The sequence below is a fragment of the Paenibacillus sp. FSL E2-0177 genome, from assembly GCF_037992975.1.
GTDB lineage: Bacteria > Bacillota > Bacilli > Paenibacillales > Paenibacillaceae > Paenibacillus_AQ > Paenibacillus_AQ odorifer.
On record NZ_CP150307.1, the window covers coordinates 5,800,224 to 5,817,339 of the forward strand.

The window sequence follows — 17,116 nt, forward strand, 5'->3', positions numbered from 1 at the left end:
GGAAGGATGAAACTGATGAATCCACTAGCTGGACAATTAAACGAAAGTATCAAAGCAGGAAATGAACATGTGTATGATATGCTCTCTACGCTTGGCAAAGAGATTTACTTCCCAAAAGAGGGCATCCTTAGCCAATCCGCTGAAGCAGGAGCTCACGCCAAGAAATACAACGCAACCATCGGTATTGCTACTGAAGGTGGCGTACCTATGCACCTCGGCGTCATTCAGGATAAACTCTCCGCTTACAGTCCTAAGGATCTTTATAGTTACGCCCCTCCGGCAGGTAAACCAGAGCTGCGTACTGTATGGCGTGAAAAGATGCTGCGCGAAAATCCATCGCTAGAAGGTAAAACCATCAGCAATCCCGTTGTAACCAATGCCCTGACTCACGGGCTTAGCATTGTCGCTGACCTCTTCGCAGAGCCAGGTGACGCGATTATCTACCCGGACAAGAACTGGGAGAACTACGAATTAACCTTCGGAATCCGCCGCCATGGGGAGACCGTTAACTATCCGCTGTTCACAGAAGAAATGACGTTTAACAGTGCAGGTCTGGAAGACGCGCTGCTTGCTCAAAAAGAACGCGGCAAAGCGATTGTGCTGCTAAACTTCCCTAACAATCCTACCGGATATACTCCAGGGATTAAGGAAGGCGATGAGATCGTTGCAGCTATCCTTCGTGCGGCTGAGGAAGGCATCAACGTTGTTGTTGTAAGTGATGATGCATACTTCGGGTTATTCTTTGAGGATTCACTAAAAGAATCGCTGTTTGGCAAACTGGCTCATCTGCATCCTCGTGTGCTTCCAATCAAGATTGACGGTGCGACCAAAGAAGAATTTGTCTGGGGCTTCCGTGTGGGTTTCATCACTTATGCCTCGGAGGACAAAGACCTGCTGGCAGCATTGGAGCAAAAAACACTAGGCATCATCCGTGCCACCATTTCCAGCGGTGCGCATCCTTCGCAGACCTTCGTACTAGACGCCTTGAAATCTCCGGAATTCGAAGCACAGAAGGAAGAGAAGTTCCAGATCATGAAAGGCCGTGCGAATAAAGTAAAAGCACTGCTGGATAGCGGCAAATACGGCGAGGATGTGTGGACGTATTATCCTTTTAACTCCGGTTACTTTATGTGTCTGAAGCTGCACACAGTTGCGGCTGAAGATCTCCGGCTTCACCTGATTCATAATTACGGACTAGGCACTATTGCTTTGGGTGAAACTGACCTACGTATTGCTTTCTCATGTATCGAAGAGGAACAGCTCGAAGATCTTTTCGATCTTGTATACGCAGGTGTTCGCGATTTAGAAAAAGCCTAACTGAACTTTATATAGCTTACAATCAGCTCCGTTTTCACGGAGCTGATTTTTTTTGTACACGAATCCGACATTGGCCTATACACGCCCCACTCTCCGCACATACAATACGATGTACTCAAGTACAACACACACACCGAAAGGGGAATGAACATGAGCGAAGAAGTTAGAGGCGGATATGGATGTTGTGGAGGTGGCCCATTCACTAGCACTGGCGCCATCCTGGTTCTCTTTATCTTGCTGGTTATCATCAGCCGTTCACTTTTTGTCTAACCATTAATGACAGTCTCGGGAGAGAGCTCTAAGCTCTTTCCTATTTTCAATCCCTTTTTTTCACAATAGACGTGGGTGTCCAGTAGGTCATGATAATGGCTGCTGTGACGTCTGCGTCTTTTTTTTAAAATTCCACCTTGTTCTTAGCACCAACCGCACCAACCTTTGTTACCTCAGATCACATTTGCCCGCACAAAAGCAGCTATCGGACACCGCAGACCCTAAAGGCAGTATAATCCCATATTTTACTCACTTACGGACCCCAAAGCCGTTATTGGCATGCCAAACCCCAAATATGAACCTCTTCATAGGGAATAACGCCACTGGTGTCCGAACTTCCCCGATAAAGGTTGTAGATTTGCAAATAACGTCAACTGGGTCCGTAAGCCTCAGGGGATAATTATGATCGGCGGCGGAGGTGCGGGCTTAATGTAGATCCAAACCACACCTTAAAAAGGCTGTCGCAAACGTAGAAAATCTACGGCTGCGACAGCCCAAAAGCTTAAAGTATCTTTACAGCTGATGTATTACAGATTGTACAGGTTGTAGATCAAAACCGCTGCCTCTGCACGGGTGGTAACACCTTGTGGATGAATCCGCAAGCCGTCTCCCTTGATCAGGCCAGCACGTATTAGTGCTGCCACACTGTCACGTGCAAACGCTGATACTTGCTGGCTATCCGTGAAACGGGTCATTGAAGCTCCGTTGCCGGCTGGAAGCTGTCTGCCGGCTGCTGCAATCGCTTTTGCAGCCAATGTCATCATTTCCTGCCGCGTAACAGAAGCGTTAGGATCAAAGCTTCCATCTGGACGACCAGTGGCGATCCCCAACTGCTTCGCTATAGCCAACGCTTCATATCTGTAATCGCCAGGCTGCACATCTGTGAAGCTTTCTGCACTAACGCCTTCCAAGCCAAGCGCTTTTATAAGCAGGAGCACAAAATCTCCCCGCTTCACTTCCGCTTGAGGCACAAATTGATCCTCTGTCATTCCGTTGATGATGCCTTTGGAGCCAAGCACCTCAATCGCATTGCGGGCCCACTCAAATTTACCGATATCCCGGAATGTCTTCTCCGTAAAGGTGATACTGTACATACCAGAGAGAATTCCTGTAAAGGAAACCATCCCTGTAGCAGCGATATATCTGCCACTTGGAACAACCGTTAGAATCCCCAACGGATTCAGACTATGAATCGTTATATGTCCTTCTTTACCACGTTCTTCTGATCGTGGAATATACGGTAGGGACACCTTAACCCGCATGTCAGGACTGTTCCATACGGCTTCCTTGCCATTGATAGTTACGCTCAGTTTAAATTCTGGACGAGAATCTGAATCCACCTTGGTTATCGTAATTACCCAAGGGGTTCCTGCCTCTTTTGCCGCTTGTTTCAGCAGACTACCTGGCAGCTCCAGCACACCAAATTCAGTATGAACGACCAATGAAGTCTTATCATCTGCAAAGATTATAACGTTTGGCAATTGCAGCTCATAACCCTTAGCTGTAGCTACTGCCGGTATATCAACAGTAACCGCTGAAGTTGCTCCACTTAAGCCTGCTGTAGCAGCCTTTTTCAAGCTCTCCAGGTCTACACTTGCTCTCGCCGCACCGGTATTACTGTTCAGCACTGGTGTTGCTGTAAGGATGGTGCTGCCGGTTACACTGCCTGCATTTCCGCTTGAATTCCCCCCTGTTGTTCCGCTGTTGCCACCACCTGTGGTACCCCCGCTTCCGGAAGTTGGTGCTGTCGTTGGCCGAGTAGTCGGTTCAATGGTTGGACTTGGGGTTGGTTCAGGCGTTGCTGTTGGTGTAGGTGTTGGATCAGGTTTATCCGCAGAAACAATATATTCAAAACTGGAAATATCACTTGGCTTCCAGCCCTCTTTTACAGCAATCGCCTTAATCGTCTTGCTCTTGCCTACATAAATCACTCCACTATACAGTTCGCTGGCTGCTGTAGGTACAGTGCCATCCAACGTGTAGTGAATAGACGCTCCAGCTGTAGCTGTAGTTAACTTCACGGCAACCTGCCCTGTATAAGTTCCCCCGGCAGGATCAGCCTGCGGTGCAGACACCGTTTTCATATCAACCACTCCGCTGATCACATATGTGAATGGAGCTACAAAACTGTTCTCCATGCCCTCTTTTACCGCTATCGTACGAAGAACTGTGACTCCTGCTGCGTCAATAGTTCCGGTATAAAGTGGACTGTCTGCTGTAGGCAATGACCCATCGGTTGTGTAATGAATCTCTGCTCCTGATGTCGCTGTAGTAAGGCTGATCGTTTGTAATCCGCTGTAAGCTCCCGGTTTCAAAGAAGAAACGGGTAAGGAAACCTTTGAATGAATCGGCTGCTCTCCTTCTTCCGTCCGTTCCAGCGTAAACCAATCTAGATTGGCACCGTCATTATTGAAGCTCATCCGTACTACCAGTTTTCCTTGCGCAAGTTGTACGACACCACTCGCCAGCGTGTAATTCGACCATCCACCTGTAGTAGGCATAGGCACTGTTGAGAGTTTTGTACCCTTTACAGATAACGTAGTGCTTACCCCGCCTTGTGCTGTAGCATACCGATATACGATTTTATAAAATCCGGCTTCAGTAATATCAAGGACATAATCCATGGAACCCCCTGCAACGGTAAACCCTACATTTCTAAAGTCCAGCACACCGCCAGTCATGGTACTCTGAATTCCATTGGGTGTAGCATCGTAATAATTCTCGGCTTCCACCTTTAAAGAACCAGCGCCATCCATGATTTCTTCAGTATAAGGTTCTATTTGAATACCACTGAGCTCGTATCCTGCTGATCCAGCTTGCAGGCGCAGCTTCTGTTCACCCGCCTTCAATTGAAGAACGGTGCGTATGCCAACGGTTTGCGAGTAAAGATTCGGCACATCAACGGTTCTTAATGTCTTCCCATCCTCCGTTTTATAAATAATGCCCTTAGGAGCACCATTCGCGGAAGTTACGGTAAGCGTAAAAGCATAGTTTCCATCCTGCGGCACATTTACCCAGTAATCGATGCTGTCTCCAGCATCAATGCCGGTCAGCTTCGCTCCACTGCCTTGGCCGCTGACTGTGATCCCTTGCAGCTGGTAGAATTGATCCAGTGCGTTCAAGCTTGTGACTTCTATAGGTGCTGTAGCACTAGTTGTTCCTAAGAGCTTAACCTCCGCACGCAGCACGCCGCCACCACTTGAATCGGCATAAGCATTTGCAGGCACATTCACGGCAAGCTGCAAATCACTATAATACGGGGTATGATCATTCCAGGCCAGCGTCAGCTTCACATGGGTAGGGTCAAGTAAGGCAGCTGCCCCAATACTTACATGCCCCTGATCCTTACCTGGGCCCGAGACAGAAATGCTCTGAATGGCATCAGGATTAAATGTCCCTCCTGAAAGGCTGACTACCAATTCATTCCCGTTCACTTGATAAGGAAGCGTGCTCGGAGAAAGACTGATGCTCTCTTCGTCGTTGATTGCTGTAACTATAAGAGGCAATTTCAGAACATGTACGCTGTCAAAAGACTGATTTGATTCTGTCTGATACACATCAGCGGTAACCGTAAGAATACGATCCGTGTCGAAATCAATAATTCGCGTACCCGCTAATACGACCTTCGCTGTATAATCATCCACCCGGTATACGCTATTGACAACTGTACCTTCGTAACCTTCAATAGACCAATAAGCGGTGTCCAGTTCAGGTGCATATTTGTCATTTACTAGCTTGACGATAACTTCTGCACCCTCCTCATTTCCTTCTACCAGAGCAGTCTCCGATTGAAGCGCGGGGCCGATCGTAAGCGACTGCAGATGAAATCCTGCTCCATTTACTTTCATGGTCAGCGTCTGCTCCCCGGCAGGCAAGGTTACCGTTCCATTAGCTATTTGCCAATTGGACCATCCCCCCGTCTTCGTCAAAGCATAAGTAGCTGCCGTTACCGTTACTCCATCCTCTCCCGTCAGCAGTTCCAGCTCTGCATCATCCTGATTAGTAGCATAGGAGATCAGGAGTGGGTAGGTACCGCTGGCAGGTACATTAATCTTGTACTTCACCCAATCGCCGGGGTCAGTATAACCCACTGCACCACCCGTTACTAATACACCTGAAGCTGTCGTGTAGTCTTGCCCTTGAAGCACAGCAGGAAGCTCATGTGATCCGGAAGGCGCTTGGCGTAAAGCTAATGAACGGATATTATAACCGTTCCCGTTCGTCTTCAAGGTGAGCTTGTGAATGCCCTTGTTCAGAGAGATCAAGGATTGATAATCTGCAAAATCGGTCAGACTCTCCGTCTGCTGCACAATTGGAAGCGTAGCAATGACCTTACCATCTTCACTAATCTCCACCGATTTTCCGGCGCCATCGCTGAATTGAGCGGCATGCTTAAATTGAAGTGAATATTCACCGCTCTCTTTAACATCAATCACATAGTCGAAGGTGGACGATGCGTCTGGCGAGAACCCGCCAATATAACCCTGCTCATTCACAGTGTAAACCCCTTGCGCTTCTTCAAAATCAACAGCATTCACTACACCCGGCACCGCCTGTATACCATTCAGACGTTCCCAGCTATAAGTGCCCACTGATTTCGCCGGCAGCACAGCACTAATTTGCGCACCGTCCACTAGCAATTTAAACGGCTGTGGATCCGACGTCTGGTTGATTACTACCGTCACAATCTCTTTTCCATCTGGACTAGCAAAAGCTACGTTCGTTACAGTACTGCTTGAGCCGTAGTCACTATCAATCCGCACGTACCCCGGTTTAACGAATTTTGTATATTGGCCCATCAGATAATATTCTGGCAGCAGCCAGTAATGGTTACGGTCTCCCGAATCCTGCACAATCGGGGTTGGGTCTGGCGTTCCGGTCCACTGATGGGAGGCAATATCACTGTCCAGCATCGCTACCCAGGAGTTATAGCTGCGGGCCCAATTACGGAAATATTGAGCAATGCGGTCTGCGCCTGAGGTACCCCAGACTGCGCGTTCGGTCAAATATACATTTTTGTCAGGATAGAGATTATGGAGTTGGGTCATCAGACCAAGGTCACCGCCATAATCATGAAAAGCAGTTCCGTCCACCGCATCGTAGGCACCTAATTCAGGATTGCCTAGGATTTGTGCTGGATAGGCCATCGTGTCACCAGGATTATGATCAAATGTCCACAGCTTCACGTCTTTGAAACCATGTTCATCTAATTCCTTCCGCAGCAGTTTAGCCAGCTGGGCTTCTTGCTCCCACGGCATTTTGGTGCTTGGATATTCAATTTCCAGCAAAGGTTCATTCTGCAAGGTCAGACCTTCAAAGGTAATTCCCAGCTTCTCGTACTCCTGTACGAACTTAAGATAATATTTGGCCAGTACAGGCAGATATTCATCCTTCACTTGGCCTTTGATCATACTGTCTGTAGTCTTCATCCAACCGGGCGGGCTCCAAGGTGAGGCAAAAAACTTAATATCCGGATTGATGTTTTGAATTTTTTTAACCGTGCTGATGATATGGTAGTCAATATCCTTTTGGATGGAGAAATGCTCCAAATTAATGTCGGTTTGTCCTGGAGGCATATCATCGTAGGTATAAAATTGTTTATCTGTAAAGTCAGCCGTCCCAATCGTCAACCGGAGCATACTCATTCCGATCCCCGATACAGGATCAATCATTTTCCGCAGCAATTCCTCCTGCTTCGCCGCAGACATCTTCGCCAGATTATTGACCGTCGATTCCTCCATGGAGGTACCGATCCCTAGAATAGATTGATATTTCCGGTCAGGATCAATATGGAGCTCTGTACCTGCCTTCACGTCGGGAACCACAATATCCAGCTTCGCCTGCTCTTCCAGCTTCAAATCACCCTCTTGATAACGGTCAGCATAATACCACTTCCGATCGGAAGGATCTCGCTCACTCGATACCCAAGAGCTAACTACATCTGACTTAATAACATGTTTAGTGCTTTCCCCGCCATCTCCGGGATTCGATGGATCTACAGGCACATCACCTGTTCGAGTGAAGCTTACCCAGTTCAGGTTGATATCTCCACCGGTAAATTCCAGACGGATCTTTTGCAACCCTGCCTTCTTAAACACAACATTTTCTACAGCTTTCGTCTGCCAATTCTGCCAGCCACCTGTTGAGGTCACGCTTAATGTTCCTAGCTTAGTTCCCTCTGCTGATTTGATATTGACGCCTGTAGTGCCACTATTAACGGAATAGCGGAAATCGGCTTGATACGTACCTGCTTGCGCCACATTCACGTTATATTCGAGCCACTGGCCAGCCGAGGTATAGCCGACATTGAGACCGCCACCTATATCCTGCGTATTTTCAGTTTGCAGTCCTGCGCTTTTGTTCAAAAAATCCTCTGCTTCAATTTTGCCGGGAATCGGCAGAGAAGGAATCTCTGGAGCTTCCGGATCGACAGGAGCGGTTGGAAGCTTTGGTGTTTTCTCATTTTTGGTCAAGCCATATCCCGTTTTGAACAACACATTTGTACTGTTATTGTCTGCCGGATAATTGTTCAAAGTGAATGGCCAACGAATCGGATTTTTGCCTACAAAATCCTTAGTACCAAATAACACATCAGCTACTCCAGCACCCTCTGTGCCTGGTAGCCAAGCTGCCACAAGCCCATCCCAATCTTCCAATTGGCTGGCTATCGTCATTGGACGTCCAGACACCAGTACAACGATAAGCGGAATATTAGGATCAGCAGCACGTATATTCGCAAGTGTCGCCAGATCCTGCTCATCCAGATTCAAGCTGGTCCGGTCGCCATCGGTCTCGGCGTAAGGTGTCTCACCGATAACAGCGATCGCCGCATCATAACCCGCAGCCCCGCGCCCATTAAGGTTATATGTGACCGTTGTAGAAGCAGGAACAGCCTCCTTTATCCCTTCGAGGATCGTCGTGCCTTCAGTTATATTGCCCGACTTCCCTTGCCAAGTGATCGACCAGCCGCCGGCTTGGTTACCGATATTATTAGCGTTTTTACCCGCTACGAATATTTTATCCATCCCGCTTAATTGTGATAGAATTGGACTTCCATTTACCTCATCATTCTTCAAAAGAACAAGCGACTCCGCCACAGCTTGGCGGGCTAATTTGCGGCTTTCTGCTGAGCCAAAAGCACTCAACAGCTCCGGATCGCTTTTGGGATGCTCGAACAATCCTGAAGCGATTTTGACATGCAGGATACGTTCTGCCGCATCATCTATGCGCTCCGTAGTGATTTTACCTTCGCCTACAAGTTCTGTGATGTACTTAATCGTATCCTTCCAAACGGTCGGCATCATGAACATATCGACTCCGGCGTTTACGGACACATTCAGCTGGTTCTTCAACCCGCTAACTGCTTTTCCTTCGCTATCCACTGTGATTTGCTGCACAGCGTTATAATCTGAGATAACGAAACCGGTAAAGCCAAGTCCGCCATTTTTCTTGTCACCCTTCAAAACATCGGTCAGCAAATGTTTATGGGCATGCATTTTAAGACCTTGGATGCTGTGATAGGAGGCCATAACCGTCTGCACCCCTGCGTCTACAGCTGCTTTATAAATTTTCAAATCCTTATCCATGATCTCTTGCTCGGTATATTTAGTGATGTTGCCTTGATTTACACCATTATCCGTATAACCTTCACCTAGATAATGTTTTGCAGTTGCCGTGATTGTATCTGTCCCTGCCAATGCAGCAGCAGTCCGTCCTTGCAGACCAAACACATAAGCCGCACCTAGTTCTGCTGAAATATCCTGATTATCACTAAAACCTTCATAGGTTCTACCCCATCTTGCATTATGAGGGGAGGCTATCGTTGGGGCAAACGTCCAGTTCGCTCCTGTTGCGGCTACTTCCTTAGCAGCAGCTGCACCAATAAGCTCAGTCAATGCGGGATCATTAGCAGCCCCTAGACCAATATTATGCGGAAAAAGCGTCGCGCCTTTGACATTGTTATGTCCATGCACCGCATCCACCCCATAGAGCAGCGGAATGCCTAATCTGGTAGACAATGCACCATCCTGATAACTATCAATCAAACTTCTCCAGTTATCGCGAGTGCTGTCACTTTCTTTTCCGTTAGGGAATGAGCCTCCCCCGCTGAGTACAGAGCCAAGAGCATATTTCTGTACCTCCTCAGGTGTGACGGCAGCTCTTTCTGCTTGAACCATCTGCCCAATCTTCTCTTCCAGCGTCATTCGGGATAATAGATCCGCAGTGCGCTCCTCCACACTTTTTGTGGGATCATAGTACACTGGAACTCCTGCGGCATCCGCTGCGGCCCGCGGTATACCCGCCTCAAGCACATTCAAGAATAAGGATGATAGTAAAAGCGCCACCATGAATATTGATAATCTTCTTTTCACGCCTGAATCCTCCCCCAATACTGTTTTGTTGGTACGGATGACTACGCCTATAAATGGAAGCGTATACATGATGTAAGATACAGGCTTATTATGCTGGAGCCATCTGGTAAAAGACATACAGCATTTTTTAAATACTCTGTTCCGTTTTTGCAAATTTAAGGACTTGCCCGCTCAAATTATGCTTCCAGCAAAAAAAGGCTCTCTCATTCGTAGAATTTCTCTACTGTGAGACAGCCTTTTTATTGTGAATATGAAATTGCCTTACAGATCGTCGTCATCCAATCGTGCCGCTTTGCGGGACAAGTATCCTTTAAACAGAAAGACTACCACAATACCTGCCGCTAAGGTAAAGATCACTGGCATCAGACGGTCACCTATGGAAGCTAAGAAAGGTAATCCAAGAATCAATGCCACAACCAGATGCGCACGGAATACAAATTGTGTTGTGTTGTCCGCCTTACTGCCTTCAGGAAAAGGATACACTGTCAGCCAAAAAGACTCGCTATGCAATTTGCGGAGTGCCGACAATTGAACACCAATGATAAACAGGAAGAACAAATAAATTCCGGTGCCAAAGTAACTATCACGGTTCCACCAATTCAGCAGCAGAGCCAGCACCGATATCCGCATAATGATTCCAAAGATATCGCCCCGGGCAAAGCTTTTGGTCAGCAGATACCGATAAGCAGTATCCTTGCGCCAAGGCAGCTTAGCGCCCCATTTGGAAAGATAACGGCGGGAATACACCCGTTGCTCACGGCCCGGCACATCCACGAACCAGCCCAGAACCATCAGCGCACGTGCACCTTGATTGTTTTCCATGGCGATCAGTCTTTCCCATGGCACAGCGTGACGTCCGGGCACAGACAGTGCAGCAAGATAGGCTGCTGCCAATAACACCATAAATATCAGGCTCGGACCGGCAGGCTGCCACAACCAAGCGGCAATAATCAAACCTCCAACTGCCCAGCGCAAGAAAGCATACACACCTGCCATCGGACGTGACAGCATAGCTATCTCTTTCCATAATCCATAACTCGCGATCAGCTTCACAGCAATCAGGATCAACACTGTAAATAAAAGTCGCTTGGGAGAATCATCTGTACGTATGTACAACGGCCAAAGGGTGATCAGTACAAATAACAAGCGAATGATCTTCCACACGTTTCCACTGACCCAGGATGGTGCAAAATATTCCTTCATGCGGTGACCCTGAGGCAGCAGAAAGATCGTATCCGGGGTCTGCAAATAGGTTCGGAAGCCGCTATGCACTGTCGCAGGCAACAGTAATGCTAACATAATCCAGCGAATGGGAATGCCTTCAGGTACATTTTGTAGCAGCGATGTATACCAAGCAGAGAAGACAATCAACACGAACAGGAAGACCATGGCTACGCCGCTTTGAATGATATATCCCACATAAGGAAGCATACTTCCCATGAATCTACCGCGCCGCGTGCGCCGCAGCTCTTTCAAATCCATATTATTTCCCTCCCTGAACCAGCTCGTAGAACAGCTGCTCCAAAGTCAGCCCCTGATGCCCGGCAGTTGCCGCTATTTCCGCCAGCGTGCCCTGTGCAATCACCTTACCTTTATGCAATACAATAAAACGGTCGCAATAATTCTCTATTGTGGAAAGAATATGAGAGCTTAACAGAATCGACGATCCAGAGTTCTTCAGATCCATCATGAAATCAAGCAAGGAACGGATCCCTAGCGGATCCAATCCTAAAAAAGGCTCATCGATGACATATAACGCAGGTCGTGCAACGAAAGCGCACATGATCATAACCTTCTGTTTCATCCCTTTGGATAGATGGGTCGACAGGGTGTCCATCTTATCCTCCATATGGAACAGCTTGGCAAGATGCGAGGTGCGGGATTCATAATCCTTTTGATCTACCCCATAAGCTCTGGCAGTAAATTCAACATGCTCACGAACCGTCATTTCGTCATACAGCAGCGGCGATTCCGGTACAAAAGACAACGCATTATTGTATCCAACGGGATCTTCAGCACGCGTCTTGCCCTGTACGGTGATATCGCCCTTATGGGGCGACATCAATCCTAGAATATGCTTCATCGTCGTACTTTTTCCTGCTCCGTTTAAACCAATCAATCCAACCATTTCGCCAGGCTGCACCTGAAGTGCAATATCATGCAGCACTGGCTTATTCAGGCTGTACCCACCACTGAGACCCGTAATTTGCAATACGGGAGCATTATTCATTGACCGTCACCTCTCGGAGTTTTGTCTTTCAACCACTTTGGAGCTCCTTTATTTTTACGGTTCTTCTCACGTTCCGCATTGCTGCTGCGTTTGCTCCGTGCAGGAGTCGCATCTCCGCGTGCTCCCGCAGAAGGATTCGCGCTGCGCTGTGAATCGCGTTGTTGTTCTCCGCTTGTTGTTTCACTTGTGTTAATCGTAGCCATTCTTTTGGCAGGCGGTGTACCTGCTCCAACGGATGGCGACTGAACATTGGAGGCTCCAGATGTGCTAACAGGCGGCTTGCCGCTGCGTGGAGCAGATCCATCACGGCGTTGCCCACTGCCTTCATTACTCCGTCCCCGTCCATTGTGCAAAGCGCTGCGTGCTTCATCTGCTGCAAGCACCTTACCACCGACCATCTCCCGCTCCTCAAGCGCAATATCCAATTCGCGGGCGAATTTCCGCATGATAAAGGTCTGTTGCTCTGTAACTATTGTTACAGATAAGCCGCGGCGTCCCATCCGTCCGGTACGGCCTGCACGGTGTACATAATGTTCAGAATCAAAAGCCGGATCGTAGCTAACTACCAAAGAAAGATTCTCAATATCCAGTCCTCTGGCAGCTACGTCACTGGCAACAAGCACACGAAATTTGCCTTCCCGGAAACCTTTTAATACATTGCTGCGCGTTACCTTATCGGCATCTCCGTAAAGTGCTGCCGCAGTAAGCCCAAGATGATTCAGCTTAGCCTCAACCTCGGCAATATCATCTGTAGCATTCACGAACACAATCGCTTTATCGGGATTGTAATGGCGAATCACCCGGCGCAGCATGTCCATTTTGTTACGCTCTTCAGCAACAACATAATGATGCTCCAAGCTTTCAGCAGTCATTACACCTGGAGCAATCCCAACCTCTGCCGGGTTCTTCATTTCACGATTAGCCAGCGCTTTCGTCTCTGGTCCGATCGTTGCCGACAGCATAACAAGCTGGCGTGAACGCAGCGCACTGCTGACAATTTTTGTGACTTCGCCGGCTCCGCTAAGCTGGAACATTTGGTCCGCCTCATCCAGAACAATAGTACTCACTTCATGCATCTTCAATTTACGAAGTCCAATCAGCTCGCGGATCCGCCCAGGTGTTCCCACAACTAGCTGTGGATGCTCACGCAGCTTGTCAATCTGGCGTTTGATTGCGGCCCCGCCAATAAGACCCATAACTCGGATTCCGCGCTGTTCACCATAACGTTCCGCCTCGCGTAAGATTTGCATCGCCAGCTCCTGTGTAGGGGCGAGCACCAGCTTTTGGACCACCTTCTGCTCCGGATTAATCGTTTGAAGCAGCGGCAATAGATAGGCCAGCGTCTTACCCGTTCCAGTCTGGGAAGCTGCAATAACATCTCTTCCCTCTAGTAGAAGCGGTATTGTTTGCTCTTGTACCGGGGATGGAGCGTTAATGCCGAATTCCGACAACCGGGCAATGAGGTCTTCCTGAATGCCGATAGCCGCAAAAGAAGCTTTATTCATAAGTGTAATTCATCCTTTTCGCTTGAGATAATATCTTCATTATATGCCAAAAAGGCCTCTCCACCAAATGGAAGGCCAATAAAGCTGACAACAGGGTCTATTTTCTGTTCATCGCATTATAAGTAAGCTTGTCCGCCAGGCGAGGAAACAGCCCGTAAAGCCGTATGCCAAACCCTGCCAGACCCGGAAGATCGAGCTCTTCTTTGCCGGTCTCCATAACCTTAACGATCTTGGAAGATACATGCTCTGGGGTCATCATCATCCGGGCTACACTCTTCTCATAATTGCCAGACGGGTCAGCCGTTTTGAAAAAATCGGTGGCAATCGGCCCCGGGTTCACAGCCGAGACGATAATTCCACTCTTCCGCAGCTCCTGACGGAGCGCATTTGTGAATCCGAGTACAGCATGTTTGGTAGCCGTATAGGCTACGGACTTGGCTGTGCCTATCTTCCCTGCCATGGAAGCCACATTTACAATCTGGCCGCTTCCCCGCTCCAGCATATGTGGAATAACAGCCTTCGTGCACCGGACAATCCCCATGTAGTTAACATCCATCATATCGTCAAATTCATGAGGCTCCATCTCTGTAAAAGCAGCAAATTTGCCGTACCCTGCGTTATTTAGCAAAATATCAATTCTGCCGTATGCCTCCAAAATTTGTGCGAAGGTCTTCTGAACACCCTCAGCATCTGTTACGTCACAGGTGTACAGTCCAAAAACGCCCGGGATACCGGCCGCTGTTTCTTTCAGCTTCGCTTCGGAACGTGCTACCAGGACAGGGATTGCCCCCTTTTTACTAAGCATCTGTGCCGTTAATGCACCAATGCCGCTGGACGCTCCTGTAATCACAACAACCTTATCTTTGAGTACCATGAAAAGTATTTCAGCTCCTAACTCTTGCCTAAGAGATCATCACCTGAATATCCATCTCTCCAACCCCATCCATCAACAACGGAATACTAAGCGCTTTACGAGGCATAAAAGACATGCTTTCCATCTTCATAATCTGAGGAGGACTTATATCCACCGAAACACCTTGATTATATAGAATGGTACTGGCATTCCCACTGATCATATTGCTCAGCTCTGAAATTGCACTTTGACCCATCTCATCCATCTCGGTGATCACAAAGCCACCCATCATAATCGATACCATTCGCAAGGCTACCTGCTCCGCAATACCAAATATAATATTTCCGCTCAGTTGGCCTGTCATCCCTACTTGAATCCATATATGATTATCGATCAGTTCAATTTCTTTAATGCCTAAACTCCCCGTAGAAGGCGAGACCTGAATTACTTGTTCTATAACAGTCCGTGCAGACTCTAGAAACGGATTAATTACTTCTGCTTTCATGAATGTCTAGTCTCCCCCTTTATCGTGCTTTGGTCATATACCAAAAGTCCCAAGCAATATGGATATATTATACTTTATATATCGGCACAATTCAGCAAAAATTAATGCATATGTCGAATTCAAACCCAAGATAGTTTACGCAGCAACATTGCTCTGCCGGGTATTATCTCCTATAATTTAAACAAATGCCAACGTGGAACGTAAGATATTAACGCAATTACACATCCAATTCGATGGTCCAAAGGAGGTATTCCATGAACATCAGCCAGCTGGAGACACTAATAACAATTTCCAAAACGATGAGCTTTCGCAAGGCCGGAGAACTGCTTAATCTGACCCAACCAGCGGTTTCAGCACAGATTAAGAGCCTTGAAGAAGAGTTCAAGACTCAGCTGGTTGACCGAAACCAGCCTGTTACATTAACGGATAGAGGGACTGTCTTTCTGGAGCATGCGGAACAAATAGTGAGGATTGTCGAGGAACTTAAGGAACGGCTTGCAGATCTTGATGAAAATCCCCAAGGTCATATAGTTTTAGGCACAACTACCTCAATCGCTATTCAAATTTTACCGCGTATTCTATCTTATTTTAAAGACCAGTTCCCCCATATCAAAACATCAATTTCCTCTATGTCCTCATCACAAATTTATCAGCATGTCGAAAACGGCATTGTTGATGTCGGCATCGGTTATTTAATTGGACGTAGCCCGGGCATGTCTACTTCCATTTTGTATTATGATACCTTCGAACTGGTGGTCTCTCCCAGACACCCTCTCGCTCAAGTGAAGACCGCTGGGATAGAAGCCTTAAGCAAAACCCCGCTGATTCTGCTCTCACCAGACACAGTGGGCCGTAAATTTGCGGATGAGGTTCTGAACAAACATGGCATTCAACCTCAGGTCATTATGGAGCTGACCAGCAGCGAGGAAGTGAAACGGATGGTCGAGCTCGATTTGGGCGCCGCCATTATTTCCAAGCAGTCAGTTACCGCTGAGGTTCGAGCCGGCACTCTCAAAATTGTGCCAATTATTGAGCTGGAGGTCACGCATCCTGTTGGTGTGATCACGAAATCAGGAAAATACGTAAACTCTGCTATGAGGCAGTTCCTAAGCGATCTTAAAGGCATGCCAGAAACCCAATTTATCGGGTCTGAATAAATCCCACCCACAAAGTGGAACCGATTACTTCTGAGCTGATTGCATAACCTTGTTTAAAGGAGATGTTCTTGATGAAATTTGATTTACACACCCATCATTTCCGCTGTGGCCATGCTGACGGAACGATTAGAGATTATATCGAAGCTGGGATTGCCGCTGGATTGGGCGTTATAGGTATTTCCGATCATACTCCCTATTTCGGAGATCCATCCGATCAGGCTTTTCCCAAAATCGCAATGGCTAAATCCGAATTTGCTAATTATGTAGATGATGTTCTCTCCCTCAAAAAAGAGTACGAAGGCGTTATCGACGTCCTGTTAGGCATCGAATCAGATTACTTCCCCGAACATGCTGAGATATACCGCAAAACATTATCCGCCTACCCTTTTGATTATGTGATTGGATCGGTACATAGTGTTGGTGGAGTCAGCATTTTTAACAAAGGGCGCTGGAAAAACCTTAGCAAAAATGAGAAGATCCGCGTGAAGTCTGAATATTACCGGTTGATTGCTGATTCCGCACGCAGTGGTATGTTCCAAATACTCGGGCATATTGATGCGATGAAGGGGAATTATCCTGCTTTTTCCGAAATTCCTGCACCTCAGCCGATTGACGATTGTCTGCGTGTAATTAGTGAATGTGACGTGGCCATCGAAATCAATACCTCAGGCGGAACTAAGCTGGTCGGCGGCTGGTATCCCTCTGAAGATATTCTGGAGCGGGCACTACATTTTGGCGTAGAGGTTAGTTTCGGTTCGGATGCACATAAGCCGTCCCGGGTCGCTGAGGATCGTGATGCGGTAGCTGCACAGCTCAAAGCAATAGGCTTTACACACTGGGTTTATTACAAGCAGCGCCAAAAAGTCAAAGTTTCTCTGTAATCAAGCCTAAACGCCTTCAACGTCCC

The 17,116-nt window shown here is 47.6% G+C and carries 10 protein-coding genes; 4 read left to right on the top strand and 6 right to left on the bottom strand.

Features of this window, described 5'->3' with window-relative positions; translation table 11 throughout:
* Positions 1–15: 15 nt before the first annotated feature.
* Both MHI25_RS25840 and MHI25_RS25845 read left to right on the top strand, forming a co-directional pair.
* Positions 16–1,317 (top strand): aminotransferase class I/II-fold pyridoxal phosphate-dependent enzyme, encoded by a 1,302-nt coding sequence (locus MHI25_RS25840; protein WP_036679816.1) that lies wholly within the window; start codon positions 16–18, stop codon positions 1,315–1,317.
* Between the two features lie 150 nt (positions 1,318–1,467).
* Complete coding sequence (locus tag MHI25_RS25845) at positions 1,468–1,587, top strand: YjcZ family sporulation protein (RefSeq protein WP_212592220.1); 120 nt, start codon at positions 1,468–1,470, stop codon at positions 1,585–1,587.
* A gap of 527 nt (positions 1,588–2,114) precedes the next feature.
* On the opposite strand, the gene MHI25_RS25850 is transcribed toward MHI25_RS25845, so the two are convergent.
* From MHI25_RS25850 to MHI25_RS25875, 6 genes are all read right to left on the bottom strand, one after another.
* Positions 2,115–9,959, bottom strand: a complete 7,845-nt coding sequence (locus tag MHI25_RS25850; RefSeq protein ID WP_340394583.1) for a glycoside hydrolase family 3 N-terminal domain-containing protein — start codon at positions 9,957–9,959, stop codon at positions 2,115–2,117.
* 261 nt (positions 9,960–10,220) lie between these two features.
* On the bottom strand, positions 10,221–11,441 hold the full coding sequence (locus MHI25_RS25855; RefSeq protein WP_340394584.1) for an ABC transporter permease: 1,221 nt from the start codon (positions 11,439–11,441) through the stop codon (positions 10,221–10,223).
* Position 11,442: 1 nt separating this feature from the next.
* Positions 11,443–12,189 (bottom strand): ABC transporter ATP-binding protein, encoded by a 747-nt coding sequence (locus MHI25_RS25860; protein WP_036679788.1) that lies wholly within the window; start codon positions 12,187–12,189, stop codon positions 11,443–11,445.
* Positions 12,186–13,694, bottom strand: a complete 1,509-nt coding sequence (locus MHI25_RS25865; protein WP_076184753.1) for a DEAD/DEAH box helicase — start codon at positions 13,692–13,694, stop codon at positions 12,186–12,188. The genes MHI25_RS25860 and MHI25_RS25865 overlap by 4 nt, the downstream gene beginning before the upstream one ends.
* A 97-nt stretch (positions 13,695–13,791) precedes the next feature.
* Positions 13,792–14,568 (bottom strand): SDR family oxidoreductase, encoded by a 777-nt coding sequence (locus MHI25_RS25870; RefSeq protein WP_076141978.1) that lies wholly within the window; start codon positions 14,566–14,568, stop codon positions 13,792–13,794.
* A 28-nt stretch (positions 14,569–14,596) separates the two neighbouring features.
* Complete coding sequence (locus MHI25_RS25875; protein ID WP_036679793.1) at positions 14,597–15,052, bottom strand: chemotaxis protein CheX; 456 nt, start codon at positions 15,050–15,052, stop codon at positions 14,597–14,599.
* Positions 15,053–15,306: 254 nt separating this feature from the next.
* Here MHI25_RS25875 and MHI25_RS25880 point away from each other — a divergent pair, with 254 nt between their 5' ends.
* Both MHI25_RS25880 and MHI25_RS25885 read left to right on the top strand, forming a co-directional pair.
* A complete protein-coding gene (locus MHI25_RS25880) occupies positions 15,307–16,209 on the top strand; it encodes a LysR family transcriptional regulator (RefSeq protein WP_038573173.1) in 903 nt (300 codons plus the stop codon).
* 71 nt (positions 16,210–16,280) lie between these two features.
* The gene (locus MHI25_RS25885; RefSeq protein ID WP_076193295.1) at positions 16,281–17,090 is read left to right on the top strand and encodes a histidinol-phosphatase; all 810 of its coding nucleotides are present in this window, start codon (positions 16,281–16,283) and stop codon (positions 17,088–17,090) included.
* The last annotated feature ends 26 nt before the right edge of the window (positions 17,091–17,116 follow it).

What these genes read in the sequence shown, in the direction of transcription:
- MHI25_RS25870 (WP_076141978.1), bottom strand. Translation starts at nt 14,568, where the DNA reads ATGGTACTCAAAGATAAGGTTGTTGTGATTACAGGAGCGTCCAGCGGC.
- MHI25_RS25840 (WP_036679816.1), top strand. Translation starts at nt 16, where the DNA reads ATGAATCCACTAGCTGGACAATTAAACGAAAGTATCAAAGCAGGAAAT.
- MHI25_RS25865 (WP_076184753.1), bottom strand. Translation starts at nt 13,694, where the DNA reads ATGAATAAAGCTTCTTTTGCGGCTATCGGCATTCAGGAAGACCTCATT.
- MHI25_RS25845 (WP_212592220.1), top strand. Translation starts at nt 1,468, where the DNA reads ATGAGCGAAGAAGTTAGAGGCGGATATGGATGTTGTGGAGGTGGCCCA.
- MHI25_RS25880 (WP_038573173.1), top strand. Translation starts at nt 15,307, where the DNA reads ATGAACATCAGCCAGCTGGAGACACTAATAACAATTTCCAAAACGATG.
- MHI25_RS25860 (WP_036679788.1), bottom strand. Translation starts at nt 12,189, where the DNA reads ATGAATAATGCTCCCGTATTGCAAATTACGGGTCTCAGTGGTGGGTAC.
- MHI25_RS25885 (WP_076193295.1), top strand. Translation starts at nt 16,281, where the DNA reads ATGAAATTTGATTTACACACCCATCATTTCCGCTGTGGCCATGCTGAC.
- MHI25_RS25875 (WP_036679793.1), bottom strand. Translation starts at nt 15,052, where the DNA reads ATGAAAGCAGAAGTAATTAATCCGTTTCTAGAGTCTGCACGGACTGTT.
- MHI25_RS25855 (WP_340394584.1), bottom strand. Translation starts at nt 11,441, where the DNA reads ATGGATTTGAAAGAGCTGCGGCGCACGCGGCGCGGTAGATTCATGGGA.